General features: G+C 71.0%; 23 protein-coding genes. 20 read left to right on the top strand and 3 right to left on the bottom strand.

Annotation, left to right across the window (positions count from 1 at the left end; all coding sequences use genetic code 11):
* Positions 1–104: 104 nt before the first annotated feature.
* Positions 105–2081 (top strand): threonine--tRNA ligase, encoded by a 1977-nt coding sequence (gene thrS / locus OHA65_RS08630; protein ID WP_327282548.1) that lies wholly within the window; start codon positions 105–107, stop codon positions 2079–2081.
* 16 nt (positions 2082–2097) lie between these two features.
* Here thrS and OHA65_RS08625 read toward each other — a convergent pair whose 3' ends face one another.
* Positions 2098–2787 (bottom strand): ion channel, encoded by a 690-nt coding sequence (locus OHA65_RS08625; RefSeq protein WP_328762189.1) that lies wholly within the window; start codon positions 2785–2787, stop codon positions 2098–2100.
* A gap of 67 nt (positions 2788–2854) precedes the next feature.
* Here OHA65_RS08625 and OHA65_RS08620 point away from each other — a divergent pair, with 67 nt between their 5' ends.
* Positions 2855–3415, top strand: a complete 561-nt coding sequence (locus tag OHA65_RS08620) for an HIT domain-containing protein (RefSeq protein WP_327282545.1) — start codon at positions 2855–2857, stop codon at positions 3413–3415.
* Positions 3416–3476: 61 nt separating this feature from the next.
* On the opposite strand, the gene OHA65_RS08615 is transcribed toward OHA65_RS08620, so the two are convergent.
* Positions 3477–5141: a hypothetical protein gene (locus tag OHA65_RS08615; protein WP_327282544.1), complete on the bottom strand. Its 1665-nt coding sequence runs from the start codon at positions 5139–5141 to the stop codon at positions 3477–3479.
* A 138-nt stretch (positions 5142–5279) separates the two neighbouring features.
* On the bottom strand, positions 5280–7475 hold the full coding sequence (locus tag OHA65_RS08610) for an elongation factor G-like protein EF-G2 (RefSeq protein ID WP_327282543.1): 2196 nt from the start codon (positions 7473–7475) through the stop codon (positions 5280–5282).
* 242 nt (positions 7476–7717) lie between these two features.
* Between OHA65_RS08610 and pgsA the strand changes: the two genes are divergently transcribed.
* From pgsA to OHA65_RS08520, 18 genes are all read left to right on the top strand, one after another.
* Entirely contained in the window at positions 7718–8383 is a 666-nt protein-coding gene (gene pgsA, locus OHA65_RS08605) for a phosphatidylinositol phosphate synthase (protein WP_327282542.1), read from the top strand.
* Positions 8383–9288 carry a phosphatidylinositol mannoside acyltransferase gene (locus tag OHA65_RS08600; RefSeq protein ID WP_327282541.1) on the top strand — a complete coding sequence of 302 codons (906 nt, stop codon included), beginning with the start codon at positions 8383–8385 and terminating at the stop codon, positions 9286–9288. The genes pgsA and OHA65_RS08600 overlap by 1 nt, the downstream gene beginning before the upstream one ends.
* Complete coding sequence (locus OHA65_RS08595) at positions 9285–10454, top strand: glycosyltransferase family 4 protein (protein WP_327282540.1); 1170 nt, start codon at positions 9285–9287, stop codon at positions 10452–10454. Before OHA65_RS08600 ends, OHA65_RS08595 begins: the two co-directional genes overlap by 4 nt.
* Positions 10455–10858: 404 nt before the next feature.
* The gene (locus OHA65_RS08590) at positions 10859–11398 is read left to right on the top strand and encodes a hypothetical protein (RefSeq protein WP_327282539.1); all 540 of its coding nucleotides are present in this window, start codon (positions 10859–10861) and stop codon (positions 11396–11398) included.
* 129 nt (positions 11399–11527) lie between these two features.
* On the top strand, positions 11528–12445 hold the full coding sequence (gene pdxS, locus OHA65_RS08585; protein ID WP_327282538.1) for a pyridoxal 5'-phosphate synthase lyase subunit PdxS: 918 nt from the start codon (positions 11528–11530) through the stop codon (positions 12443–12445).
* 6 nt (positions 12446–12451) lie between these two features.
* Positions 12452–13042, top strand: coding sequence for a pyridoxal 5'-phosphate synthase glutaminase subunit PdxT (gene pdxT, locus OHA65_RS08580; RefSeq protein ID WP_327282537.1), 591 nt, complete (start codon positions 12452–12454; stop codon positions 13040–13042).
* A gap of 57 nt (positions 13043–13099) precedes the next feature.
* Positions 13100–13852, top strand: a complete 753-nt coding sequence (locus OHA65_RS08575) for a YebC/PmpR family DNA-binding transcriptional regulator (protein WP_327282536.1) — start codon at positions 13100–13102, stop codon at positions 13850–13852.
* 186 nt (positions 13853–14038) lie between these two features.
* On the top strand, positions 14039–14569 hold the full coding sequence (gene ruvC / locus OHA65_RS08570; RefSeq protein ID WP_328765154.1) for a crossover junction endodeoxyribonuclease RuvC: 531 nt from the start codon (positions 14039–14041) through the stop codon (positions 14567–14569).
* Positions 14566–15198, top strand: coding sequence for a Holliday junction branch migration protein RuvA (gene ruvA, locus OHA65_RS08565; RefSeq protein ID WP_327282535.1), 633 nt, complete (start codon positions 14566–14568; stop codon positions 15196–15198). The genes ruvC and ruvA overlap by 4 nt, the downstream gene beginning before the upstream one ends.
* A 65-nt stretch (positions 15199–15263) precedes the next feature.
* A complete protein-coding gene (ruvB, locus tag OHA65_RS08560; RefSeq protein ID WP_327282534.1) occupies positions 15264–16325 on the top strand; it encodes a Holliday junction branch migration DNA helicase RuvB in 1062 nt (353 codons plus the stop codon).
* A gap of 163 nt (positions 16326–16488) precedes the next feature.
* A complete protein-coding gene (yajC, locus tag OHA65_RS08555) occupies positions 16489–16989 on the top strand; it encodes a preprotein translocase subunit YajC (RefSeq protein WP_327282533.1) in 501 nt (166 codons plus the stop codon).
* 153 nt (positions 16990–17142) lie between these two features.
* On the top strand, positions 17143–18924 hold the full coding sequence (gene secD, locus OHA65_RS08550; protein WP_327282532.1) for a protein translocase subunit SecD: 1782 nt from the start codon (positions 17143–17145) through the stop codon (positions 18922–18924).
* A 3-nt stretch (positions 18925–18927) separates the two neighbouring features.
* Positions 18928–19986 (top strand): protein translocase subunit SecF, encoded by a 1059-nt coding sequence (gene secF / locus OHA65_RS08545; RefSeq protein WP_327282531.1) that lies wholly within the window; start codon positions 18928–18930, stop codon positions 19984–19986.
* 5 nt (positions 19987–19991) lie between these two features.
* A complete protein-coding gene (locus tag OHA65_RS08540) occupies positions 19992–20534 on the top strand; it encodes an adenine phosphoribosyltransferase (protein WP_327285576.1) in 543 nt (180 codons plus the stop codon).
* A 199-nt stretch (positions 20535–20733) separates the two neighbouring features.
* Positions 20734–23172 carry a bifunctional (p)ppGpp synthetase/guanosine-3',5'-bis(diphosphate) 3'-pyrophosphohydrolase gene (locus OHA65_RS08535; RefSeq protein WP_327282530.1) on the top strand — a complete coding sequence of 813 codons (2439 nt, stop codon included), beginning with the start codon at positions 20734–20736 and terminating at the stop codon, positions 23170–23172.
* A gap of 31 nt (positions 23173–23203) precedes the next feature.
* A complete protein-coding gene (locus OHA65_RS08530; RefSeq protein ID WP_328762181.1) occupies positions 23204–24430 on the top strand; it encodes a serine/threonine-protein kinase in 1227 nt (408 codons plus the stop codon).
* A complete protein-coding gene (locus tag OHA65_RS08525) occupies positions 24423–24845 on the top strand; it encodes an effector-associated constant component EACC1 (RefSeq protein ID WP_328762180.1) in 423 nt (140 codons plus the stop codon). The genes OHA65_RS08530 and OHA65_RS08525 overlap by 8 nt, the downstream gene beginning before the upstream one ends.
* A complete protein-coding gene (locus OHA65_RS08520) occupies positions 24829–25968 on the top strand; it encodes a caspase, EACC1-associated type (RefSeq protein ID WP_327282527.1) in 1140 nt (379 codons plus the stop codon). Before OHA65_RS08525 ends, OHA65_RS08520 begins: the two co-directional genes overlap by 17 nt.
* Positions 25969–26028: the final 60 nt, after the last annotated feature.

Genomic DNA, 26028 nt, shown 5'->3' with positions numbered 1-26028 from the left:
GCGGGGAGGGCGAGCCGTAACCGTTTCGCGGCGGGGCCACTCGGCTCGGTACGATTCAGGTCGCGCAGCGTTCGCTCGCGCATCCCTTCAGTCAGGAGAGACCGGTGTCAGACGTCCGTGTGATCATCCAACGCGATTCCGAGCGGGACGAGCGCGTGGTGGCCACGGGCACTACGGCGGCCGAGCTCTTCGCCGGCGAGCGCACCATCGTCGCCGCGCGCGTCGCGGGTGAGTTGAAGGACCTCTCGTACGAGGTGAAGGACGGCGAGACCGTCGAGCCGGTGGAGATCTCCTCCGAGGACGGCCTGAACATCCTGCGGCACTCGACCGCGCACGTCATGGCGCAGGCCGTGCAGGAGCTCTTCCCCGAGGCCAAGCTCGGCATCGGCCCGCCGGTCCGGGACGGCTTCTACTACGACTTCGACGTGGCCCGGCCCTTCACCCCGGAGGACCTGAAGGCCGTCGAGAAGAAGATGCAGGAGATCCAGAAGCGCGGGCAGAAGTTCGCCCGCCGCGTCGTCACCGACGAGGCCGCCCGCGAGGAGCTCGCCGACGAGCCGTACAAGCTGGAGCTCATCGGCATCAAGGGGGCGGCGTCGACCGACGACGGCGCGAACGTCGAGGTGGGCGGCGGCGAGCTGACCATCTACGACAACCTGGACGCCAAGACCGGCGAGCTGTGCTGGAAGGACCTCTGCCGCGGTCCCCACCTGCCCACCACCCGCAACATCCCGGCGTTCAAGCTGATGCGCAACGCGGCCGCCTACTGGCGCGGCAGCGAGAAGAACCCCATGCTCCAGCGCATCTACGGCACCGCGTGGCCGTCGAAGGAAGAGCTGAAGGCCCACCTCGACTTCCTCGCCGAGGCCGAGAAGCGCGACCACCGCAAGCTCGGCAACGAGCTGGACCTCTTCTCCATCCCGGACGAGATCGGCTCCGGCCTGGCCGTCTTCCACCCGCGCGGCGGCATCATCCGCCGGACCATGGAGGACTACTCGCGCCGCCGGCACGAGGAAGAGGGCTACGAGTTCGTCTACTCCCCGCACGCCACCAAGGGCGCCCTCTTCGAGAAGAGCGGCCACCTGGACTGGTACGCGGAGGGCATGTACCCCCCCATGCAGCTGGACGGTGGTACCGACTACTACCTCAAGCCCATGAACTGCCCGATGCACAACCTGATCTTCGACGCGCGCGGGCGCTCCTACCGCGAGCTGCCGCTGCGCCTGTTCGAGTTCGGCACCGTGTACCGGTACGAGAAGTCGGGCGTCGTGCACGGCCTGACCCGCGCCCGCGGGTTCACCCAGGACGACGCGCACATCTACTGCACCCGTGAGCAGATGGCCGAGGAGCTCGACCGCACCCTCACCTTCGTGCTGAACCTGCTGCGCGACTACGGTCTGACCGACTTCTACCTGGAGCTGTCCACCAAGGACCCCGAGAAGTTCGTCGGCTCGGACGAGGTCTGGGAGGAGGCCACCGCGGTCCTCCAGCAGGTCGCCGAGAAGCAGGGCCTCCCGCTGACCCCCGACCCGGGCGGCGCGGCCTTCTACGGGCCGAAGATCTCCGTGCAGGCGCGCGACGCCATCGGCCGCACCTGGCAGATGTCGACCGTCCAGCTGGACTTCAACCTGCCGGAGCGCTTCAACCTGGAGTACACCGCGCCGGACGGCACCCGCCAGCGCCCGGTCATGATCCACCGCGCACTGTTCGGCTCGATCGAGCGGTTCTTCGCCGTACTGCTGGAGCACTACGCGGGCGCCATGCCGCCGTGGCTGGCCCCGGTCCAGGCGGTCGGCATCCCGATCGGCGACGGGCACGTGGAGTACCTCCAGGAGTTCGCCGCCGCGGCGAAGAAGAAGGGCCTGCGCGTCGAGGTGGACGCCTCTTCCGACCGGATGCAGAAGAAGATCCGCAACCACCAGAAGCTCAAGGTCCCCTTCATGATCATCGTCGGTGACGAGGACATGGCCGCGGGCACCGTCTCCTTCCGCTACCGCGACGGTTCGCAGGAGAACGGCATCGCCAAGGACGAGGCCCTGGCCAAGCTGGCCAAGGTCGTCGAGGACCGCGTCCAGGTCTGACCGGCGTAGCGGCTCGTCAAGGGGCCCCGGGAGAACTTCCGTCTCCCGAGGGCCCCTCTTCCTCGCCCTCCCGGCGGAAGGTCTGGATCAGCCAGGACGAGAAGGAACCCGTCACGGCGCCCAGCAGGGCCAGGCCGCAGGTCATCAGCCCGACCGCGATCAGCCGTCCCTCCGGGGTCACCGGGGCCACGTCGCCGTAGCCGACCGTCGTCAGCGTCTGGCACACGCACCACACCGCGTCCCAGAACGTCTTGATCGGGGACGCCGGGTCATGCCGCTCGGAGTGGTACAGGCCGAGCGAGCCGGAGAAGCCGAGCAGCAGCGACGAGAGACCGGCGTACGTGATCACGCGCGGGTAGAGGCTGCGACGCGGGCGGTCGTGCTTGGCCTGGATGGCGTCGTGGACCTTGACCATCCGCAGCGGCCGCAGCGTCGGCAGCAGGACGACCAGGGCGTCCAGCCAGTGCATCCGGATGAAACGCCGCGGCCGCTGGCGGCTGAGGACCATCCGCGCCAGGAAGTCCACGATGAAGCAGAGCCAGGTGACCAGGACCACGACGCTCGCGACGTCCCGCAGGACGTGGTGCGCATCGTTGGCCAGGACACGGACCGCGTACCCGGCGAGGAACACCAGCGAGGCGTAGAACAGGGGCAGCTCCGTACGGCGCTCCCAGGCGGCGTCGCGGGTCTCGGCTTGTGCGCGCATGGGCCCAGCATCCCGGCCGGACCTCCGGTCTTCGCCCCGGCGACACGCCCTGCGGGGGCAAGGTCATATGCTGCATCCCATGACGAGTGAGCCGGAGCAGCAGATCGGTGTGGGCACGCAGGACGCGTTCCAGCGTCTGTGGACGCCCCACCGGATGGCGTACATCCAGGGGGAGAACAAGCCGACCGGTCCGGAGGCCGGAGACGGCTGTCCCTTCTGCGGGATTCCGGAGATGTCCGACCAGGACGGCCTGGTCGTGGCCCGGGGCCGGCACGTCTACGCCGTGCTGAACCTGTACCCGTACAACGGCGGCCACCTGATGGTGGTCCCGTACCGGCACGTCGCCGATTACACGGACCTCGACGTCGCCGAGACGGCCGAGCTGGCCGACCTCACCAAGCGGGCCATGGTCGCGTTGCGCAAGGCGTCCGGGGCGCACGGCTTCAACATCGGCATGAACCAGGGCGCGGCGGCGGGGGCCGGTATCGCGGCGCACCTGCACCAGCACATCGTGCCCCGCTGGGGCGGGGACACGAACTTCATGCCGGTCGTCGGCCACACGAAGGTGCTGCCCCAACTCCTCGCGGACACCCGCCAGATGCTCGCCGAGGCGTGGCCCGAAGGCTAGCCCGGACCGCTGGACCGAAGGGATGCCCCGGGGCCGTGTGTCGGCCCTGGGGCTTCCTTGCCTAGGCGTCGTACGCGTCCGCCTTGCGCGGGGCGGCGTCCTGGACGAGCCCGCTGACGATCGCCGAGCGGTTGCTGAAGCGGTCGACGTCGGCGCCGTTCTCCTCCAGGACCCGCAGCGCCGCCGCGTGCACCGCCCGCAGGACCGGGGTCGCGGCGCGCAGGGCGTCGTCGGCCATGAAGCGGTGGCGCCAGGGCTGGCCCGCCCAGACGTGCCGCAGACCGAAGGGCTCGGGCAGGACCAGCTTGCCGCCGAAGAAATCGAGGATCGGCGGGAACCAGGTCAGCGGGGCGCGGACGGAGAGGCGGACCACTTCCTGGGCGTCCACCAGCGGCAGGGGTCGCTCGACGGTCTCCCAGAACCGGACGGACTTCGGTACCTCGACCTTCGGGGCCGCCGACTTGCTGGTGAACAGGCCGTGGACCGGTCCGAGCGCGTGCCCGGTCACCTCGACGCGCAGGGTCTTGTAGAGGACGGTGACCGTCACCAGCATGGTGATCACCAACTGGCCGTCCCAGAGCGGGTACTGGATGCCGAGGTAGTGCCGGTTGCCGCCGCTGAACTGCTGCTCGTTGCAGATCCGGGTGATCTCGTGCGACTTGACGAGGAAGGTGTCGACGTCCGCGCCGGTGGGGCGGGCCACCTCGCCGGCGCCTTCGCCGATCGGGGTGACGACCCAGTGCTGGATCGAGGCGGGCGGCAGGCCGCCGGTGTGCAGCGGGCCGCGCTCCAGCTTGCGCAGTTCGGTGTCGACCGCCCGAATGACGTCCCAGCTGCGGAACGGGTGGATCTCCATGCCCTCCGTCTTCGGCGCGAGCTCCTCGGCCATCTGCCAGCTGCCCCAGCGGGTGCCCATGCCGAGGATGCCCTTGGGGCCGGCGTAGAAGACGGAGTTGCTGCGGTCCTCGGCCGTGAGTTTGGCCAGCGAGTGCCGTAGGTCTTCACGGGCCTTCTCGTCGGGATTGCCGGGCACCGCCTCGGGGATCTTGGCGCCGATGCCGCTGCCGGCCAGCAGACCGTCCCAGCGGGAGCGCAGGTCGGCGGCGGTGGACTCGCAGATCCGGCGGGCGAGGAGCCAGCCCACGGCCGGGGCGATGATCATGCCGCGCAGGTAGAGGCCGAGGAAACCGGTGAACGGCAGCCGAAACATGAGGACCGCCGCCACGACGGCGACGCCGACGAGGAGCAGGGTGCCCATCCAGGAACGCTTGCCCTCGCCCTTGGAAAGCGTCTTGCGGAGCTGGAAGAGCCCCAGCCACAGCAGCAGGCCGGGCAAGAAGAGCACGCCGGCGACCAGCATGATCAGGCGCAGCTTGCGGTCGCGTTCCTTGCGGATGCGGGAGGCGGCCAGACAGTGCTCGACGACGGTCTGCGGGTCGGCGCCGAAGGACTGGATGAGCGGTTTGCGGCCGGCGCCGAGGGTGCGGGCCTCCACGGCGCGGCAGAACGCCTCGCCCAGGTTGGGCTCGAAGAGCGAGATCTTCGGGGGCTTGACTGTGGACTTGTGGTACTCGTTGTCCGCCTTGAGTATTTCGGACAGCTTGGTGTCGTTGCCGCCGTCCCGGTACGCGGCCGAGGCGAGGGCGTTGGTCGCCGCGGTCTGCCCGCCGGACCCCTGGAGGGGGATCTGTGCCCCGGGCCTGAAGTCGAATCCGTCGTCCGCCACCGTTGCCCCCATCGCTGTGCGTCGTGCTCTTTTGCCGCGCAGATGAGCCTATCGGCGTATCTCTTCCCATGGTCATGGGACAGGGAAATGCCGCCCACCGCAAGAAGGTTGGGTGGGCGGCTTCCGGCGCTATGTCAATCAGGTTCCCTTCTCGACCTGTTCCCGCACCTTGTCGGCGATCTGGGGCGGCATGGGCTCGTGTCGGGCGTAGGCGCGGGTGAACCGGCCCGTGCCGTGCGAGACCGAGCGCAGTTCGACGGCGTACCGGCCGATTTCGATTTCGGGGATCTCGGCGCGGACCTGCGTGCGGCCCGGGCCCGCCTGTTCGGTGCCGACGACGCGGCCGCGGCGGCCCGCCAGGTCGCTCATGACGGGGCCGACGTACTCGTCGGGGACGAGGACGGCGAGCTCGGCGACCGGTTCGAGGAGGTGGATGCGGGCTTCGGCGGCGGCTTCGCGCAGGGCGAGCGCACCGGCGGTCTGGAAGGCGGCGTCGGAGGAGTCCACCGAGTGCGCCTTGCCGTCGAGGAGGGTGATGCGCACGTCGACCAGTGGATAGCCGGCGGCGACCCCGCGGGCCGCCTGGGTGCGCACGCCCTTCTCGACGGACGGGATGAACTGCCGGGGGACCGCGCCGCCGACCACCTTGTCGACGAACTCGATGCCGCTGCCGGGCGGGAGCGGTTCGACCTCGATCTCGCAGATGGCGAACTGGCCGTGGCCGCCGGACTGTTTGACGTGGCGGCCGCGGCCGGCGGCCTTGGCTCCGAAGGTCTCGCGCAGGCTCACCTTGTGCGGGACGGGGTCGACCTGGACCCCGTAGCGGGTGCGCAGCCGTTCGAGGGCGACGTCCTGGTGGGCCTCGCCGAGGCACCACAGGACGACCTGGTGGGTGTGCGGGTTCTGCTCCAGCCGCATCGTGGGGTCCTCGGCGACGAGCCGGGCCAGGCCCTGGGACAACTTGTCCTCGTCGGCCTTGCTGTGGGCTTCGATGGCGAGGGGGAGCAGCGGGTCGGGCATCGGCCAGGGCTCCATGAGCAGGGGCCGGTCCTTGGCCGAGAGGGTGTCGCCCGTCTCGGCGCGGGTGAGTTTGGCCACGCACGCGAGGTCGCCGGCGATGACCTGGGTGAGGGTGCGCTGCTGTTTGCCGAAGGGGGAGGTGAGGGCGCCGATCCGTTCGTCGACGTCGTGGTCCTCGTGTCCGCGGTCGGCGAGGCCGTGCCCGCTGACGTGCACGGTCTCCTCGGGGCGCAGGGTGCCGGAGAAGACGCGGACGAGGGAGACGCGCCCGACGTAGGGGTCGGAGGAGGTTTTGACGACCTCGGCGACGAGGGGCCCGTCGGGGTCGCAGGTGACGGCCGGGCGATCGGCGCCGTCCGGGGCGGTGACCGGGACGGCGGCGCGTTCCAGGGGGGTGGGGAAGCCGCCGGTGACCAGTTCCAGGAGCTCGACGGTGCCGAGGCCCTGGCGGGCGCCGTCGGCGGCGGGGGCGGCCATCAGCACGGGGTGGAAGGTGCCGCGGGCCACGGCGCGCTCCAGGTCGTCGACGAGCGTCTTGACGTCGATGTCTTCACCGCCGAGGTAGCGGTCCATGAGGCTCTCGTCCTCGCTCTCCGCGATGATCCCCTCGATGAGGCGGGAGCGGGCGTCGGAGATGAGGGCGAGCTCGGCGGGCTCGGGGTCGCGCTCCACGCGCTCCCCGGAGGTGTAGTCGTACACGCGCCGGGAGAGCAGGCCGAGGAGGCCGGCGACCGGGCTGTGCCCGTCCGGGCCGGGAGGCCCGTACAGGGGCAGGTAGAGCGGGATGACGGCGTCGGGGTCCTCGGCCCCGAAGCTCTCGCCGCAGACGGTGGTCATCTGTGCGTAGTCGGCGCGCGCGGCCTCCAGATGGGTGACGACGATGGCGCGGGGCATGCCGACGGCCGCGCACTCGTCCCAGAGCATGCGGGTGGCGCCGTCGATGCCGTCGGAGGAGGAGACGACGAAAAGGGCCGCGTCCGCGGCGCGCAGACCGGCCCTGAGCTCGCCGACGAAGTCGGCGTATCCGGGGGTGTCCAGGATGTTGATCTTTATTCCGCCCCATTCGACGGGGACGAGGGACAGCTGTACGGACCGCTGCTGCCGGTGTTCGATCTCGTCGTAATCGGAGACGGTGCCTCCGTCCTCGACCCGGCCGGCGCGGTTGACGGCCCCGGCCGTCAGGGCGAGGGCCTCGACCAGTGTGGTCTTGCCGGCTCCGGTGTGGCCGACCAGCACGACGTTCCGAACGGACGACGGCCGGTCGACCGTCGGTGCCCTGCCGGCGGCTCCGGCTTGGTGTGATGTGGCTCCCATGGTGCTCGTGCCTCCCGGTGTGACGGTGAGGAGGTTGATCGGGGTCCTTCGAGCTTTGCACTGGCGTCACACTGCGTCCATACGTAGTACCCGGCGCCGTCCGGAGCGTGACGCGGGCATGGACCGCGCATTGTCTGGCGCGAACCGGTGGGTGCGCGGCAGTACGGGCCCGGGGCGCTGGCTACGATGGGCCAGCCGGTGGCCGATGGGGCCGTGCGGCCCACCGACCCTCCGGGAAGGCCATGCTGAACAAGTACGCGCGTGCATTCTTCACGCGTGTTCTCACGCCATTCGCCGCTTTTCTCCTCCGGCGGGGGGTGAGCCCGGACGCGGTCACCCTGATCGGCACGGCCGGAGTGGTGGCGGGAGCGCTGGTCTTCTTCCCCCGCGGTGAGTTCTTCTGGGGCACGATCACGATCACCCTGTTCGTGTTCTCCGACCTGGTGGACGGGAACATGGCCCGCCAGGCGGGCGTCTCCAGCCGCTGGGGCGCCTTCCTCGACTCGACGCTCGACCGGGTGGCTGACGCGGCGATCTTCGGGGGCCTCGCGCTCTGGTACGCGGGCTCCGGCAACGACAACGTGCTGTGCGCAGTGGCCATCTTCTGCCTGGCCAGCGGCCAGGTGGTCTCGTACACGAAGGCCCGCGGCGAGTCGATCGGGCTGCCGGTCGCCGTCAACGGGCTCATCGAGCGCGCCGAGCGGCTGGTGATCTCGCTGGTCGCGGCCGGTCTGTCCGGCCTGGTGATCTTCGGGGTGCCCTCGTGGATCGAGGTGCTGCTGCCGGTCGCGCTGTGGATCGTCGCGGTGGGCTCCCTGGTCACGCTGATCCAGCGGGTGGTCACCGTACGCCGTGAGGCGACCGAGGCCGACGCGGCCGCCGCCGTGGCAGAGGGCGGTGCGGCCTGATGGGCGCGGCGCAGGACAAGCTGGTCGACGGCCTGTACGGGCTCGGCTGGGCCGGGGTGAAGAAGCTCCCCGAGCCGGCCGCGGTGGCCCTGGGCCGCCGGATAGCCGACTTCGTGTGGAAGAAGCGCGGCAAGAGCGTGCTGCGGCTGGAGTCGAACCTGGCCCGCGTCGTACCCGACGCCGGGCCGGAGCGGCTGCGGGAGCTCTCCCAGGCCGGCATGCGCTCGTACATGCGCTACTGGATGGAGTCCTTCCGGCTGCCGGCGATGGACCCGAAGCGCTTCGGCACGGACGTCGAGATCAAGGACGACCACATCCTGCGCGAGGCCGTGGCCTCCGGGCGCGGTGTGATCGCCGCGCTGCCGCACCTGGCCAACTGGGACCTCGCCGGCGCCTGGGTCACCGGGCACCTGGGCCTTCCGTTCACCACGGTCGCGGAGCGGCTCAAGCCCGAATCCCTGTACGACCGCTTCGTCGTCTACCGGGAGAGCCTCGGCATGGAGGTGCTGCCGCACAACGGCCCCTCCTCCTTCGGGACCCTCGCCCGCCGGCTCCGCTCCGGCGGGCTGATCTGCCTGGTCGCCGACCGGGACCTGTCGGCCTCCGGGGTCGGCGTGGACTTCTTCGGCTCGGCGGCGCGCATGCCGGCCGGGCCGGCCCTGCTGGCGCAGCAGACGGGCGCGGCGCTGCTGCCCGTCACGCTGTACTACGGCGAAAGCCCGCAGCTGCGCGGGCGGATCCACCCCGAGATCCCGGTCCCGCGGACCGGCTCCCGGACCGAGAAGACGGCCGCGATGACCCAGGCGATGGCCGACGCCTTCGCCCAGGGGATCGCCGAGCACCCGGAGGACTGGCACATGCTGCAGCGGCTGTGGCTGGACGACCTGGAGGAGCGCTCCGCGTGAAGATCGGCATTGTCTGCCCGTACTCCTGGGACGTGCCCGGTGGCGTCCAGTTCCACATCCGGGACCTCGCGGAACACCTGATCCGCCTCGGCCACGAGGTGTCGGTGCTGGCCCCGGCGGACGACGAGACGCCGCTGCCGCCGTACGTGGTCTCGGCGGGGCGGGCGGTGCCGGTGCCGTACAACGGGTCGGTGGCCCGGCTGAACTTCGGCTTCCTGTCGGCGGCGCGGGTGCGGCGCTGGCTGCACGACGGCGTCTTCGACGTGATCCACATCCACGAGCCGGCCTCGCCCTCGCTGGGGCTGCTTTCCTGCTGGGCGGCCCAGGGGCCGATCGTGGCCACCTTCCACACCTCGAACCCGCGCTCGCGGGCCATGATCGCCGCGTACCCGATCCTCCAGCCGGCGCTGGAAAAGATCAGCGCGCGGATCGCGGTGAGCGAGTACGCGCGCCGCACGCTCGTCGAGCACCTGGGCGGCGACGCGGTGGTCATCCCCAACGGCGTCGACGTCGACTTCTTCGCCAAGGCCGACCCGAACCCCGACTGGTCCGGCCAGACCCTGGGCTTCATCGGCCGGATCGACGAGCCCCGCAAGGGGCTGCCCGTCCTGATGGCGGCGTTCCCCAAGATCGTGGAAGCCTGCCCGGACGTACGGCTCCTCGTGGCGGGCCGCGGCGACGAGGAGGAGGCCGTGGCCTCCCTGCCCGCCGACCTGCGCGCCCGCGTGGAGTTCCTGGGCATGGTCTCCGACGAGGACAAGGCGCGGCTGCTGCGCAGCGTCGACGTGTACGTGGCCCCGAACACGGGCGGCGAGAGCTTCGGCATCATCCTGGTCGAGGCGCTGTCGGCGGGGGCCGCGGTGCTGGCCTCCGACCTGGACGCGTTCGCGCAGGTCCTGGACCAGGGGGCGGCGGGCGAGCTGTTCGCCAACGAGGACGCGGACGCGCTGGCCGCCGGCGCGGTGGCCCTGCTGGGTGATCCGGAGCGGCGCGCGGAACTCAGCGCCCGCGGCTCCGCCCACGTACGCCGCTTCGACTGGTCGACGGTCGGGGCGGACATCCTGGCGGTCTACGAAACGGTGACGGACGGCGCGGCGGCGGTGGCCACGGACGAACGCGTCAGCCTGCGCACCCGCCTGGGCCTCACCCGCGACCCCTCGGCCTGACGCCCCGGGGGACTCATCGGCCTGCCCCCGCGCCCCGTCGGCGTGATGCCCCCCGGGGTCGGCCTGCACCCCCCCCGCGCCCCGTCGGCCTGACGCCCCCCGGGGTCGGCCTGCGCCCCCCCGCGACCCGTCGGCCTGCCGCCCCCGGGGCCCGGTCGACCTGGCCCCCGGGACCTCCTCCGGCCTGGCGTTCCCCCGGGGGGATGCCGCAGGCCTGGCGTCCCCCCGGGGGCCGCAGAGCCTGCCCGTCCCGGACCCGGCAGGCCCCCGGGCCCGGCATCCCCCCGGGCCCGGCGGGGTCCCCGCGCGGCAGGGCCGACGGGTTCGTTGGGTTCGCCGGGGCGGCAGGCCTTGCGGTCGCCCGAAGGGGGTGGGTGGGGCGGCAGCGGGTATTGTCGCGGGCCGTGATCGAAACCCTTGTCTGGACCGCCCTGGCGCTCGGCGTCATCGGGGTCTACCTCAGCTGGACCGCCGGACGGCTGGACCGGTTGCACTCGCGGATGGACGCCGCCCGCGCCGCCCTCGACGCGCAGCTCGTGCGGCGTGCCTCGGTGGTGCTCGAAGTGGCCACCTCCGGAGTGCTCGACCCCGCCTCCTCGATCGTCCTGTACGAGGCCGCCCACGGCGCCCGCCAGGCCGAGGAGGAGTACCGCGAGGTCGCCGAGAGCGAGCTCAGCCAGGCGCTGCGCGCCGTGTTCTCCGATGCCGACCAGGTCGAGGCGCTCAAGGCCGCGCCCGGCGGCGAGGCCGCCGCCGAGCAGCTGGCCGCGGCCGTCCGCCGGGTGCCCATGGCGCGCCGGTTCCACAACGACGCCGTACGGGCCGCCCGCGCGCTGCGCCGGCACCGCAAGGTCCGTTGGTTCCGGCTGGCCGGCCACGCCCCGTTCCCGCTCGCCTTCGAAATGGACGATGAGCCTCCGGTGGATCTTGCCGACCGCCCCTAGTTGTACCCAAAGGCCAATTCGAAAGGGGCCACTGGCTCCTCATTGGCCCTTGCGGTGGACTGGTCGGGGGCGGTTTGCTCGGCGGAGTACCACCGCAGCACCCGTCTTCCTTTCGAGTGAGGTCAATCCGTGAGCACGCTTCCCTCCACCCCGCAGGCCGCCGAGTCCGCGATCGGCACCTCCCGCGTCAAGCGCGGCATGGCCGAGCAGCTCAAGGGCGGTGTGATCATGGACGTGGTCAACGCCGAGCAGGCGAAGATCGCCGAGGACGCCGGCGCCGTGGCCGTCATGGCCCTGGAGCGGGTTCCCGCCGACATCCGCAAGGACGGCGGCGTCGCGCGCATGTCGGACCCGAACATGATCGAAGAGATCATCGAGGCCGTCTCCATCCCGGTCATGGCCAAGTCCCGCATCGGCCACTTCGTCGAGGCCCAGGTCCTGCAGTCCCTCGGCGTCGACTACATCGACGAGTCCGAGGTCCTGACCCCGGCCGACGAGGTCAACCACTCCGACAAGTGGGCGTTCACCACCCCCTTCGTCTGCGGTGCCACCAACCTGGGCGAGGCCCTGCGCCGCATCGCCGAGGGCGCGGCCATGATCCGCTCCAAGGGCGAGGCCGGCACCGGCAACGTCGTCGAGGCCGTCCGCCACCTGCGCCAGATCAAGAACGAGATCGCCCGCCTGCGCGGCTACGACAACAACGAGCTGTTCGCCGCCGCCAAGGAGCTGCGCGCCCCGTACGAGCTCGTCAAGGAGGTCGCCGAGCTCGGCAAGCTCCCGGTCGTGCTGTTCTCCGCCGGTGGCGTCGCCACCCCGGCCGACGCCGCGCTGATGCGCCAGCTCGGTGCCGAGGGCGTCTTCGTCGGCTCCGGCATCTTCAAGTCGGGCGACCCGGCCAAGCGCGCTGCCGCCATCGTGAAGGCCACCACCTTCTACGACGACCCGAAGATCATCGCGGACGCCTCCCGCAACCTGGGCGAGGCCATGGTCGGCATCAACTGCGACACGCTGCCCGAGGCCGAGCGCTACGCCAACCGCGGCTGGTAGTCACTCATGACCACCCCCGTTATCGGTGTCCTGGCGCTCCAGGGCGATGTACGGGAGCACCTGATCGCCCTGGCCGCGGCGGACGCCGTGGCCAGGCCGGTCCGGCGTCCCGAGGAGCTCGCCGAGGTCGACGCACTGGTGATCCCCGGCGGCGAGTCCACGACCATGTCGAAGCTCGCCGTCCTGTTCGGCATGCTGGAGCCGCTGCGCGAGCGCGTGAAGTCCGGCATGCCCGTGTACGGCACCTGCGCCGGCATGATCATGCTCGCCGACAAGCTGCTCGACGGCCGTGACGACCAGGAGACGCTGGGCGGCATCGACATGATCGTCCGCCGCAACGCCTTCGGCCGTCAGAACGAGTCCTTCGAAGCGAAGATCGAATTCGCCGGCATAGACGGCGGCCCGGTCGAGGGCGTCTTCATCCGCGCCCCGTGGGTCGAGTCGGTCGGAGCCTCCGCCGAGGTGCTCGCCTCGTACGACGGCCACACCGTGGCCGTGCGCCAGGGCAACGTCCTCGCCACCTCGTTCCACCCCGAGCTGACCGGCGATGACCGGGTCCACGCGTACTTCGTCGACATGGTGCGCGCCGGGCTGTAATCAGGTCCCGGTAGGATCTGAGATGAACACTGTTGGTTACGCGAAGGAGACAGGCGGATGTCCGGCCACTCTAAATGGGCTACGACGAAGCACAAGAAGGCCGTGATCGATGCCAAGCGCGGCAAGCTCTTCGCGAAGCTGATCAAGAACATCGAGGTCGCGGCCCGTATGGGCGGTGCCGACATCGACGGCAACCCGACCCTCTACGACGCCATCCAGAAGGCCAAGAAGAGCTCGGTCCCGAACAAGAACATCGACTCCGCGGTCAAGCGCGGCGGCGGCCTTGAGGCCGGCGGCGTGGACTACGAGACGATCATGTACGAAGGCTACGGCCCGAACGGCGTCGCGGTGCTCATCGAGTGCCTCACCGACAACCGCAACCGTGCCGCGTCCGACGTGCGCGTCGCCATGACCCGCAACGGCGGCTCGATGGCCGACCCGGGCTCCGTCTCGTACCTGTTCAACCGCAAGGGCGTCGTCATCCTGCCGAAGGGCGAGCTGACCGAGGACGACGTCCTCGGAGCGGTGCTGGAGGCCGGTGCCGAAGAGGTCAACGACAACGGCGACACCTTCGAGATCATCAGCGAGGCCACGGACATGGTCGCGGTCCGCACCGCGCTCCAGGACGCCGGCATCGACTACGACTCGGCCGACTCCAACTTCGTCCCGACCATGCAGGTCGAGCTGGACGAAGAGGGCGCGCGCAAGATCTTCAAGCTGATCGACGCGCTGGAGGACAGCGACGACGTGCAGAACGTCTTCGCCAACTTCGACGTCTCCGACGAGGTCATGGAGAAGGTCGACGCGTAAGGCTTCGCCTCAGCTCATCGTGTGGTGACGGGCCGACGGGGACACACCCCGTCGGCCCGTCGCGTTGTCATAGGCAGCGGTTAGTCTGGCGACCGCAACCATCGATCGATCAGCCACGACGCCGAGCCACCACCTCTGCGGTAGTCAGAACGGCGGCGGCTCGGCCGCGAAGAGGGGAGGGGCGTGGTGCGCGTACTCGGCGTGGACCCGGGGCTGACCCGGTGCGGTGTCGGCGTGGTCGAGGGTGTCGCCGGCCGGCCCCTCACCATGATCGGCGTGGGAGTCGTACGCACCCCCGCGGACGCGGAGTTGGGGCACCGGCTCGTCGCGATCGAGGCGGGCATCGAGCAGTGGCTCGATGAACACCGGCCCGAAATCGTCGCCGTGGAGCGGGTGTTCAGCCAGCACAACGTCAGTACGGTGATGGGCACCGCCCAGGCGAGTGCAGTTGCCATGCTCTGCGCCACCCGGCGCGGGATACCGGTCGCCCTGCACACCCCCAGCGAGGTCAAGGCCGCCGTCACCGGCTCGGGCCGGGCCGACAAGGCTCAGGTCGGCGCCATGGTGACCCGGCTGCTGCGGCTCTCCGCCCCGCCCAAGCCGGCCGACGCCGCGGACGCCCTCGCCCTCGCCATCTGCCACATCTGGCGGGCCCCCGCCCAGAACCGTCTCCAGCAGGCGGTCGCCCTGCACGCCTCGAAAGGCCGCCCCTCATGATCGCCTTCGTCAGCGGCCCGGTCGCCGCGCTCGCCCCCACCCTGGCCGTGATCGAGGTCGGGGGAGTGGGCATGGCCGTGCAGTGCACGCCCACCACCATCGCCGGCCTGCGGATGGGCGAGACGGCGAGGCTGGCCACCTCCCTGGTGGTACGGGAGGACTCGCTGACGCTGTACGGCTTCGCCGACGACGACGAGCGGCAGGTCTTCGAACTGCTCCAGACCGCGAGCGGGGTCGGTCCGCGGGTGGCGCAGGCGATGCTCGGCGTGCACAGCCCGGACGCGCTGCGGGTCGCCTTCGCCTCCGGGGACGCGAAGGCCCTGACGGCGGTGCCGGGGATCGGGCCCAAGGGCGCCCAGAAGCTGTTGCTGGAGCTGAAGGACAAGCTCGGCGCCCCGCTGGGCACCGGCGCCCTGGTCGGCGCTCAGCGGGCCGTCGCGTCCGGGCCCGCCCCCTGGACCGAGCAGCTCTCCGCGGCCCTGATCGGCCTCGGCTACGCGCCCCGGGAGGCGGACGAGGCCGTCTCGGCGGTGACCCCGCAGGCCGAGGCCGCCATTGCCGCCGGCGGCAGCGCCCCCGTCCCGCAGCTCCTCCGGGCCGCCCTCCAGTCCCTGAACCGGGCCCGCTGACCCGGCCGTTCCCCGCCGGGGACCCGCACCGACCACCGCACCGACGCAGAAGGCAGACTGACAGCGTGAATTGGGATGACGAGAGCGACGACCGGATCGTGGCGGCGGCCGCGGACGGCGAGGACACCGCCGTCGAGGCGGCTCTACGCCCCAAGGACCTCGGCGAGTTCGTCGGCCAGGAGAAGGTCCGCCAGCAGCTGGACCTCGTCCTCAAGGCGGCCCGTCAGCGCGGGGCCACCGCCGACCACGTCCTGCTCTCCGGCGCGCCCGGCCTCGGCAAGACCACCCTCTCCATGATCATCGCCGCCGAGATGGGCGCGCCGATCCGGATCACCTCCGGCCCCGCCATCCAGCACGCCGGTGACCTGGCCGCGATCCTCTCCTCCCTCCAGGAGGGCGAAGTCCTCTTCCTCGACGAGATCCACCGCATGTCCCGGCCCGCCGAGGAGATGCTGTACATGGCCATGGAGGACTTCCGGGTCGACGTGATCGTCGGCAAGGGGCCCGGGGCCACCGCGATCCCGCTGGAACTGCCGCCGTTCACCCTCGTCGGGGCGACGACCCGGGCCGGACTGCTGCCGCCGCCGCTGCGCGACCGCTTCGGCTTCACCGGGCACATGGAGTTCTACGCCCCCGAAGAGCTGGAACGCGTCATCCACCGCTCCGCCCGCCTCCTCGACGTGGAGATCGACACGGCCGGCGCCGCCGAGATCGCCGGCCGCTCCCGCGGCACCCCGCGCATCGCCAACCGGTTGCTGCGCCGCGTCCGCGACTACGCCCAGGTCAAGGTCGACGGGGTGATCACCCGCGAGGTGGCCGGAACCGCCCTCCAGGTCTACGAAGTGGACGCGCGCGGGCTCGACCGGCTGGACCGGGCCGTGCTCGAAGCCCTGCTCAAGCTGTTCGGCGGCGGTCCCGTCGGGCTGTCCACCCTCGCCGTCGCCGTCGGCGAGGAGCGGGAGACCGTGGAGGAGGTGGCCGAGCCGTTCCTGGTACGGGAGGGGCTGCTGGCCCGTACGCCCAGGGGCCGGGTCGCGACCCCCGCCGCATGGGCTCACCTGGGACTCGTCCCGCCGCAGCACGCCGGGAGTGGATCAAGCGGACAACAGGGCTTGTTCGGGGCCTGACGGCGCGGAGGTTCGCCCGGTCAGGAACTGCGGTGCCATGCTGGGCGTTGTTCCATCGGTGCGGACTCGCCTAGACTCCGCCGATGCCGACCCTTCAGGTCGGCATGCCCACCCCCGTAGAAAAGGCCGTATCCCGTGCGGTCGTGCGAAGGATCTCCGTCCCGTGAATCTCGTGACACTCCTCCCGTTCATCGTGCTCATCGGGGCGATGTTCCTGATGACCCGTTCCGCGAAGAAGAAGCAGCAGGCGGCCGCGCAGATGCGTGACCACATGACGCCCGGCACGGGTGTCCGCACCATCGGCGGCATGTACGCCACGGTGAAGGAGATCGGCGAGGACACCGTCACCCTTGAGGTGGCACCCGGTGTCCACGCGATCTACGCGAAGAACTCCATCGGTGCCGTCCTGGATGACGCGGAGTACAACCGCATCGTCCACGGCGCCAGTGATGATCTGACGATCGACACGCCGGTCGTTCCGGACGACGCGTCTTCGCTGACCCTGGACAAGGGCGCGGACGAGGCCGACGCCCCGAAGCTCGACCTGGGCAAGAAGGACGAGCCCGAGGCCGAGGAGCCGAAGGCGGGCGAGGCCAAGGCCGACGACGCGGACGACTCCGAGCCCAAGGACGGCAAGGGCGACGGCGAGGCCGGCGCGAAGTAGCGCGCGGCCGGGGACCGTGCAGGCGCCTGACCGGCGGCCGCCGCGGTCCCCGTCAGTGACACTTCTGCGGGGGGCAGGGGTCCCCACCACACATTTCGTGGCCGTCCGCGCGCTGACCCGGCGCAGGGCGGTTGGACAGGGAGATACGACAAGGTGGCAGCACCGAAGAAGGGCCGGCGGCCCACGGGGGCTCAGGGGAGGCCGGGGCGCGCCCTGGCGATCATCCTGATCGCGATGGTGGCGCTCACCGCGGGGATGTTCCTCACGAAGCAGACGACTCCCCGGCTCGGCATCGACCTCGCGGGCGGCACGAGCATCACGCTCAAGGCCAAGAGCGAGCCCGGCAAGCCGGACGCGATCAACGAGACCAACATGAACACGGCGGTCGGCATCATCGAGCGCCGCGTCAACGGTCTCGGCGTGTCGGAGGCCGAGGTCCAGACGCAGGGCCGCGACCACATCATCGTGAACATCCCCAAGGGGACGAACGAGAAGCAGGCGCGCGAGCAGGTCGGTACCACCGCCCAGCTGTACTTCCGCCCGGTCCTGGCCTTCGCCGACGGCGCCCCGGCAGCCCCCGCGGCCACGCCGAGCCCCTCCGCGAGCAGCTCCGGCGCCCCGAAGGCCGAGGGTGGCACCAAGCCCAGTGCCCAGGCCACCCCGTCGTCCAGCGCCACTTCCCAGGGCCGTGTGCTCAGCGAGGCCCTCAAGGCCCCGGGCACCCCCACTCCCTCGCCCTCGGCGAGCGAGTCGAAGAAGGCAGACGACAAGGCCCCGGCTCCCACCCCGACCCCGTCGGGCATCGAGGCGGCCGCCGCCGACCTGCAGGCGAAGTTCGCCGCGCTGGACTGCACCAACGAGGCGCAGCGCGCCGCCGTGGGCAAGGGCGTCAAGCCCGAGGACGCGACGCTGGCCTGTGGCAAGCGCGGCGACACCTGGGGCAAGTGGATCCTCGGCCCCGCCGGTGTCGCCGGTACGGACGTCAAGGACGCCAAGGGCGTCATCGACTCCCAGCGCGGCCAGTGGATCGTCACGATGCAGTTCACCGACAAGGGCGCCGACAAGTTCGCCAAGATCACCGGTGAGCTCGCCACCAAGCAGATGCCGCAGAACCAGTTCGCGATCGTGCTCGACGGCGAGGTCGTCTCCGACCCGTCCGTCAGCCAGGCGCTGACCGGCGGCAACGCCGAGATCTCCGGCGGCTTCACCCAGCAGTCCGCGCAGGACCTGGGCAACATGCTCTCGTACGGCGCCCTGCCGCTCTCCTTCAGCGAGGACAGCGTCACCACCGTCACCGCCGCGCTCGGCGGCGAGCAGCTGAAGGCCGGCCTGATCGCCGGCGCCATCGGCCTCATCCTCGTGGTGATCTACCTGCTCGTGTACTACCGGGGCCTGGCCTTCATCGCCATCGTCAGCCTCCTGGTGTCCGCGATCCTCACGTACACGATCATGGCGCTGCTCGGAAAGGGCATCGGCTTCGCGCTGAACCTGCCCGCCGTCTGCGGTGCGATCGTCGCCATCGGCATCACGGCGGACTCGTTCATCGTGTACTTCGAGCGCATCCGCGACGAGATCCGCGAGGGCCGCACCCTGCGCCCCGCCGTGGAGCGGGCCTGGCCGCGCGCCCGGCGCACCATCCTGGTCTCCGACTTCGTGTCGTTCCTGGCCGCTGCGGTGCTGTTCATCGTCACCGTCGGCAAGGTGCAGGGCTTCGCCTTCACCCTGGGTCTGACGACCGTGCTCGACGTGGTCGTGGTGTTCCTCTTCACCAAGCCGATCATGACGCTGATGGCCCGCACGAAGTTCTTCTCCAGCGGTCACCCCTGGTCCGGACTGGACCCGAAGCGGCTCGGTGTCAAGCCGCCGCTGCGCCGGTCCCGCCGCGGCACCGGTTCCGGTTCCGCCACCGCTCCCGTCGACGTAAAGGAGGCGTGAGAGATGTCGAAGCTGGGAGATCTCGGCGCCAAGCTGTACCGCGGTGAGGTCGGCTACGACTTCGTCGGCAAGCGCTTCATCTGGTACGGCGTTTCCATCCTGATCACCATCACGGCGATCGTGGCCCTGGCCGTTCAGGGCCTCAACATGGGCATCGAGTTCAAGGGCGGTGCCGTCTTCACCACCCCGAAGACGGCCGTCTCCGTCGCCAAGGCGACCGAGGTCGCGCAGAAGGCCTCGGGCCACGACGCGATCGTCCAGGAGCTCGGCACCGGGGGCCTGCGCATCCAGATCTCGGGTCTGGACACGAACGACGCGGCGGGCGTCAAGAAGCAGCTCGCCACCGACCTCAAGGTCGGCGAGGCCGACATCAACGCGGACCTGGTCGGCCCCAGCTGGGGCGACCAGATCGCGAACAAGGCATGGACCGGCCTCGGCATCTTCATGGTCCTCGTGGTGATCTACCTCGCCATCGCCTTCGAGTGGCGGATGGCGGTCGCCGCGCTGATCGCGCTGATCCACGACCTCACCATCACCGTCGGCGTGTACGCGCTGGTCGGCTTCGAGGTCACGCCGGGCACCGTGATCGGTCTGCTGACGATCCTCGGTTACTCCCTCTACGACACCGTCGTCGTCTTCGACGGTCTGAAGGAGGGCTCGAAGGACATCACCAAGCAGACCCGCTACACGTTCAGCGAGATCGCCAACCGCAGCATCAACGGCACCCTGGTCCGCTCGATCAACACCACCGTCGTGGCGCTGCTCCCGGTCGGGGCCCTGCTCTTCATCGGCGGCGGCTTCCTGGGCGCAGGCATGCTGAACGACATCTCGCTGTCGCTGTTCGTCGGCCTCGCGGCCGGTGCGTACTCCTCGATCTTCATCGCGACCCCGCTGGTCGTGGACCTCAAGGAGCGCGAGCCGGCGATGAAGGCGCTGAAGAAGCGGGTGCTCGCCAAGCGGGCGGCCGCGGCGGCCAAGGGCGAGTCCCCGGAGGACGAGGGGTACGAGGACGAGACCACCCCGCAGGTCGTGTCCCAGGGCCGGGCGGGACGGCGCCGGTGAGCCCGCTGTCCCCCGTGGCGCGTGAGCTGCTGCTCAGCCGGATCAAGGACGTACCGGACTACCCGAAGCCGGGCGTGATGTTCAAGGACATCACCCCGCTGCTGGCCGACCCGAAGGCCTTCGCGGCCCTGACGGACACGTTGGTGGAGCTGGCCGGGCAGTACGGTGCGACGAAGATCGTCGGGCTGGAGGCGCGCGGGTTCATCCTCGCGGCGCCGGTGGCCGTCCAGGCGGGCATCGGCTTCGTGCCCGTGCGCAAGGCCGGAAAGCTGCCGGGCGCCACGCTCGCGCAGTCGTACGAGCTGGAGTACGGCACCGCGGAGATCGAGGTCCACGCCGAGGACCTGGCGCCCGGCGACCGGGTCATGGTCATCGATGACGTGCTGGCCACCGGCGGTACCGCCGACGCCTCGCTCTCGCTGATCCGGCGGGCCGGCGCGGAGGTCGCCGGTGTGGCGGTCCTGATGGAGCTGTCGTTCCTGCCGGGCCGCGAGCGGCTGGCCGGCGCCCTTGCGGGGGCCCCGCTCGACGCGCTGATCATCGTCTGACGAAGCCCTCCGCGGAGCGGCGGCCACCCGGGACTCCCGGGTGGCCGCCGCTTGCGCATGTGCGGGGCCGGGGCCCCGTCCGTGGGGTGGGCGCGGGGAACGGGGCGACGGAACCATCGCTACCATTGGTTGTCCGGACCTGACCGGGGCACCGGATCCTCCCCCGGACTCCGTCCGGGGGACCCCCAGAGGAGCGCTCTTGCCAGACGAGGTCCAGCCAATCTCCGCCGCGCAGCCCGACCCGCAGGCCGAGCGGGCCGCGACGCCCCCCGCCACGCCCCCGCCGGCTCCGCCCGTGAAGCCCGCGCCCGCGAAGCCGGCGCCCGGGAAGTCGGCCGGCTCCTCCAACCGCGTGCGCGCCCGGCTCGCCCGCCTCGGCGTCCAGCGTTCCAACCCGTACAACCCGGTTCTGGAACCCCTGCTCCGTATAGTCCGCAGCAACGACCCGAAGATCGAGACGGCGACGCTGCGCCAGATCGAGCAGGCGTACCAGGTCGCCGAGCGCTGGCACCGCGGCCAGAAGCGCAAGAGCGGCGACCCGTACATCACCCACCCCCTCGCGGTGACCACCATCCTCGCCGAGCTCGGCATGGACCCGGCCACCCTGATGGCGGGCCTGCTGCACGACACCGTCGAGGACACCGAGTACGGGCTGGAGGACCTGCGCCGCGACTTCGGCGACGCCGTGGCCCTGCTCGTCGACGGCGTCACCAAGCTCGACCGCGTCAAGTTCGGCGAGGCCGCGCAGGCCGAGACCGTCCGCAAGATGGTCGTCGCCATGGCCAAGGACCCGCGCGTCCTGGTGATCAAGCTCGCCGACCGCCTGCACAACATGCGCACCATGCGCTACCTCAAGCGGGAGAAGCAGGAGAAGAAGGCCCGCGAGACCCTGGAGATCTACGCCCCGCTGGCCCACCGGCTGGGCATGAACACGATCAAGTGGGAGCTCGAAGACCTCGCCTTCGCCATCCTCTACCCGAAGATGTACGACGAGATCGTCCGCCTCGTCGCCGAGCGGGCGCCCAAGCGCGACGAGTACCTCACGATCGTCACCGACGAGGTCCAGACCGACCTGCGGGCCGCCCGCATCAAGGCCACCGTCACCGGCCGCCCCAAGCACTACTACAGCGTCTACCAGAAGATGATCGTCCGCGGCCGTGACTTCGCGGAGATCTACGACCTGGTGGGCATCCGCGTCCTCGTCGACACCGTACGGGACTGCTACGCGGCCCTCGGCACGGTGCACGCGCGCTGGAACCCGGTCCCCGGCCGGTTCAAGGACTACATCGCGATGCCCAAGTTCAACATGTACCAGTCGCTCCACACGACGGTCATCGGACCCAGCGGCAAGCCCGTCGAACTCCAGATCCGCACCTTCGACATGCACCGCCGCGCCGAGTACGGCATCGCCGCGCACTGGAAGTACAAGCAGCAGACCGTCGCCGGCACCTCCAAGGTCCGCACCGACGTCCCGCAGGCCGCCAAGGGCAGCGCCGGCCAGGACACCGTCAACGACATGGCCTGGCTGCGCCAGCTGCTCGACTGGCAGAAGGAGACCGAGGACCCGGGCGAGTTCCTCGACTCGCTGCGCTTCGACCTCTCCCGCAACGAGGTCTTCGTCTTCACGCCCAAGGGCGACGTCATCGCGCTGCCCGCCGGCGCCACCCCCGTGGACTTCGCGTACGCCGTCCACACCGAGGTCGGCCACCGGACCATAGGGGCTCGCGTCAACGGCCGCCTCGTCCCGCTCGAATCGACCCTCGACAACGGCGACCTGGTGGAGGTCTTCACCTCCAAGGCCGAAGGGGCGGGCCCCTCCCGCGACTGGCTCGGCTTCGTCAAGTCCCCCCGTGCCCGCAACAAGATCCGCGCCTGGTTCTCCAAGGAGCGCCGCGAGGAGGCCATCGAGCACGGCAAGGACGCCATCGCGCGGGCCATGCGCAAGCAGAACCTGCCGATCCAGCGCATCCTCACCGGTGACTCGCTCGTCACCCTCGCGCACGAGATGCGCTACCCCGACATCTCCTCCCTGTACGCGGCGATCGGCGAGGGCCACGTGGCCGCGCAGGGCGTCGTCCAGAAGCTGGTGCAGGCCCTCGGCGGCGAGGAAGCCGCCAACGAGGACATCGAGGAGAGCGTCCCGCCGTCCCGCGCCCGCGGCAAGCGGCGCGGCAACGCCGACCCCGGTGTCGTCGTCAAGGGCGTCGAGGACGTCTGGGTCAAGCTGGCCCGCTGCTGCACCCCGGTCCCCGGCGACCCGATCATCGGCTTCGTCACCCGTGGCAGCGGCGTATCGGTTCACCGTGCGGACTGCGTTAACGTCGACTCCCTCTCCCAGCAGCCCGAGCGGATGCTGGAAGTCGAATGGGCGCCGACCCAGTCCTCGGTCTTCCTCGTCGCCATCCAGGTCGAGGCCCTGGACCGGTCCCGCCTGCTGTCGGACGTCACCCGGGTCCTGTCGGACCAGCACGTGAACATCCTCTCGGCCGCCGTCCAGACCTCCCGCGACCGCGTGGCCACCTCCCGCTTCACCTTCGAGATGGGCGACCCGAAGCACCTGGGTCACGTCCTGAAGGCCGTACGGGGTGTGGAAGGCGTCTACGACGTCTACCGTGTGACTTCTGCAAGGAGGCCGTGAGCACCGTCTGAAGCCGCACCGGGGGGCGCGCGTGGGCACGTACGACATGTTTCCGCGCGGCCTCAGCCGACGCTACGAGCCCGTCCGGGTCATCGGCCGGGGCGGCATGGGCGTGGTCTTCGAGGCGGAGGACCTCCGGCTCGAACGGCGGGTGGCCATCAAGTGCCTCCACGGCGGCTTTCGTGAGGGCGACGCCCAGCGGTTCCGGGACGAGGGGGTCGCCCTCGCCCGGATCAGCCACCCCGGTGTGGTCCACGTCTACGACACCGGCGTGGACGAGGGCGTCCCGTACCTGCTGATGGAGCTGCTCGACGGTGAGGACCTGTCCGAGCTGGTCGCCGGGCTCGGACAGCCGCTGCCCGTGGACCGGGCCTGCCGGGTGGCCGTGGACATGCTCTCCGGGCTGGCCGCGGCACACGCCAGCGGAGTGCTCCACCGGGACGTGAAGCCGCAGAACGTCCGGCTCACCAGCCGCGGGGTGGTGCTGTACGACTTCGGCATCGCGAAGCTGGTGGAGGACGACGACACCGCGGGCGGCGTCGTGGTGGGTACGGTCGGCTACCTCGCCCCGGAGCGCTTCGACGGAACCAGGGCCACGCCGGCATCGGACCTGTACGGAGTCGGCGTCTGCCTGCGTTTCATGCTCACCGGAAAGCCCCCGGCGGGGGCGGCGGAGGACAGTCACGCCCCCGTCGTGTACCGGATCCTCCGAGGACTGCCTCCCCTGCGCGAGGTGGTGGCCCAGGTGCCGGACGGCTTCGCGGAGGTCGTGGACAGCCTCTGCGCCAAGCACCCCGCGAACCGGCCCGCGGACACCGCCGAGGCCATCCGGCTCCTCTCGCCCTGGGCCGCGGAGCCCGGCACCGTGCCGGAGGCACCCCGTGTCCCACGGCACGTCGGCCCCGCCGAGGCGCCGGGGCACTGGAACACCTCCTCCCACGAGCCCGAGCCGGTCACCCTGAGCATCGACATCCGCCGCTTGGTCCGCAGCCGCATGACGGAGCCCTCAGCCGTGGCCCGGCAGCGCGAAGCCGTCGGGCTGCTCCTGCGCGGCGACGTTCAGGAGGCGGCCGACATCCTCGACGGGATCTTCCCGTACTGCCGGGAAACGCTCGGCGCGGACCACCCCACCACCTTGGCCTGCCAGTACTGGAAGGCCGTCTGCCTGGTCCGGCTGGGGGCATCGGCCTCGGCCCTGGAACTCTTCGCGCGGGTCAGTACGCGCATCGGAGCAGGAAGGAACGACACGGATGAATGAGTTCGAGTTAAGGGTCGGACGCGACGGCGACCCCGAGGCGGAGCTGCGCTCGCTGCTGGCCTGGCTGAGCGAGGACGAGACCGTCGGCCGCGCCGTGCGCGGCCGGATCCGTGGCGAACTGCCCGCCGGCAACGGCGACCCGGACGGCGGCGGATCCGACCTGGTGCGACCGCAGGACGGCCATATGAACGCCGGCGGCTTCGACGTGCTGCAACTCGCCGTCGAGAGCGGGCTGTCCACCGTCTCCCTGGTCTTCACGGTCCTGCAGTGGCGGCTGGCCCGCCGCCGCCCGCCCGGCCTCACCCTCCGCAGGGGCCCGTACGAGGTGCGGATCGACGGCCCGCAGGCCGCCGACCCCGAGTCGGTGCGTCGCATCGTGGCCGCACTGGACGGGGACGATGACGGGAGTTCCTGACCCGGCGGGCTCCCGAGCCGTGCTCATCGGCAGCGCCGGATACCGCGACCTGCCCGGGCTGCCGGCGGTCGAAGCGAACATCGAGGACCTGGCCGCCGAGCTCGCGGACGCCACCGTCTGGGGACTGCCCGAGCGGCACCTGACGCTCGTGCGCAACCCCTCGTACCCCTCCGACCTGCTGGACCCCGTCCACCAGGCCGGCGAGGAAGCCACCGACACCCTGCTCGTCTACTTCGCGGGCCACGGCATGCGGGACGCCGACTCGGCCGACCTGTTCCTGGCCCTGTACGGCTCGCGGGAGAACGTCGGCTACACGGCCGTCGCCTACCAACACCTGCGTGAGGCCGTGCGCGCCTCCCGCGCCGCCCGCAAGGTGGTGGTACTCGACTGCTGCTTCAGCGGGCGCGCAGCACGCATCCTCACCGCTGGGGACGGGGTCGCCGCGGAGACCGCTGTCGAAGGCGCCTACCTCCTGAGCGCTTCACCGGGGGACCGGGTGGCCCTGGCGCCGGACGGGGAACGGCACACCGCCTTCTCCGGGGAGCTGATCAAGGTGCTGCGCGAGGGGATCCCGGACGGGCCCGAGGTGATCGACCTCGACACCCTGTTCCGCACCCTGGAGTTCCGGCTGCGCAGCAAGAACCGCCCGCTGCCGCAGCACGCCCAGGAGAACGGCGTCGGACGACTGAAGATCGTCCGCAACCGGGCCCGCGCGCCGCGCGGCGTGCCGGCCGGGCCCGTGCTCCGCGGCGATCTCCAGACGGCCATGGTGGGAACGGGACTGGCGCTGGCCCGCACCCTGCGCTCGGCGGGGCGGACCCGGGACGCGCTGCCGGTCCTGCGGCTGGCCCTGCGCGAGCGGTCGGGGGCGGGCGAGGGCGACCTCCTGGCCGTCCAGTTCGAACTGGCCGACATGTTGGCCGAGACCGGGCAGCTCGGCGAGGCCATCGCCGTCCTGGAGGAGGCGTTCGTACGCGTGCACCGCTTCTACCGTCCCGAGGCCGTCCTGGTGTGCCGGCGGCTGGCGGGGCTGTTGCAGGAATCCGGGAACCACCTCCACGCCTGCGAGGTACTGGACCACGCGCTCGACCTGATCCAGGACGACACGCGGAACCGGCCCTGACACGTACGAGGGCCCCGGTACGGAGTTTCCGTACCGGGGCCCTCGTACGTACCTCGGCGG

It is taken from the genome of Streptomyces sp. NBC_00045 (assembly GCF_045041095.1).
Taxonomy (GTDB): Bacteria; Actinomycetota; Actinomycetes; order Streptomycetales; family Streptomycetaceae; genus Streptomyces.
This window is presented reverse-complemented; position numbering and strand designations above follow the sequence as displayed.

Coding starts and splice junctions, on each gene's coding strand:
- OHA65_RS08625 (WP_328762189.1), bottom strand. CDS start 2,787: ATGCGCGCACAAGCCGAGACCCGCGACGCCGCCTGGGAGCGCCGTACG.
- OHA65_RS08620 (WP_327282545.1), top strand. CDS start 2,855: ATGCTGCATCCCATGACGAGTGAGCCGGAGCAGCAGATCGGTGTGGGC.
- OHA65_RS08610 (WP_327282543.1), bottom strand. CDS start 7,475: ATGGGAGCCACATCACACCAAGCCGGAGCCGCCGGCAGGGCACCGACG.
- pgsA (WP_327282542.1), top strand. CDS start 7,718: ATGCTGAACAAGTACGCGCGTGCATTCTTCACGCGTGTTCTCACGCCA.
- OHA65_RS08600 (WP_327282541.1), top strand. CDS start 8,383: ATGGGCGCGGCGCAGGACAAGCTGGTCGACGGCCTGTACGGGCTCGGC.
- pdxT (WP_327282537.1), top strand. CDS start 12,452: ATGACCACCCCCGTTATCGGTGTCCTGGCGCTCCAGGGCGATGTACGG.
- OHA65_RS08575 (WP_327282536.1), top strand. CDS start 13,100: ATGTCCGGCCACTCTAAATGGGCTACGACGAAGCACAAGAAGGCCGTG.
- ruvA (WP_327282535.1), top strand. CDS start 14,566: ATGATCGCCTTCGTCAGCGGCCCGGTCGCCGCGCTCGCCCCCACCCTG.
- secF (WP_327282531.1), top strand. CDS start 18,928: ATGTCGAAGCTGGGAGATCTCGGCGCCAAGCTGTACCGCGGTGAGGTC.
- OHA65_RS08525 (WP_328762180.1), top strand. CDS start 24,423: ATGAATGAGTTCGAGTTAAGGGTCGGACGCGACGGCGACCCCGAGGCG.
- OHA65_RS08520 (WP_327282527.1), top strand. CDS start 24,829: ATGACGGGAGTTCCTGACCCGGCGGGCTCCCGAGCCGTGCTCATCGGC.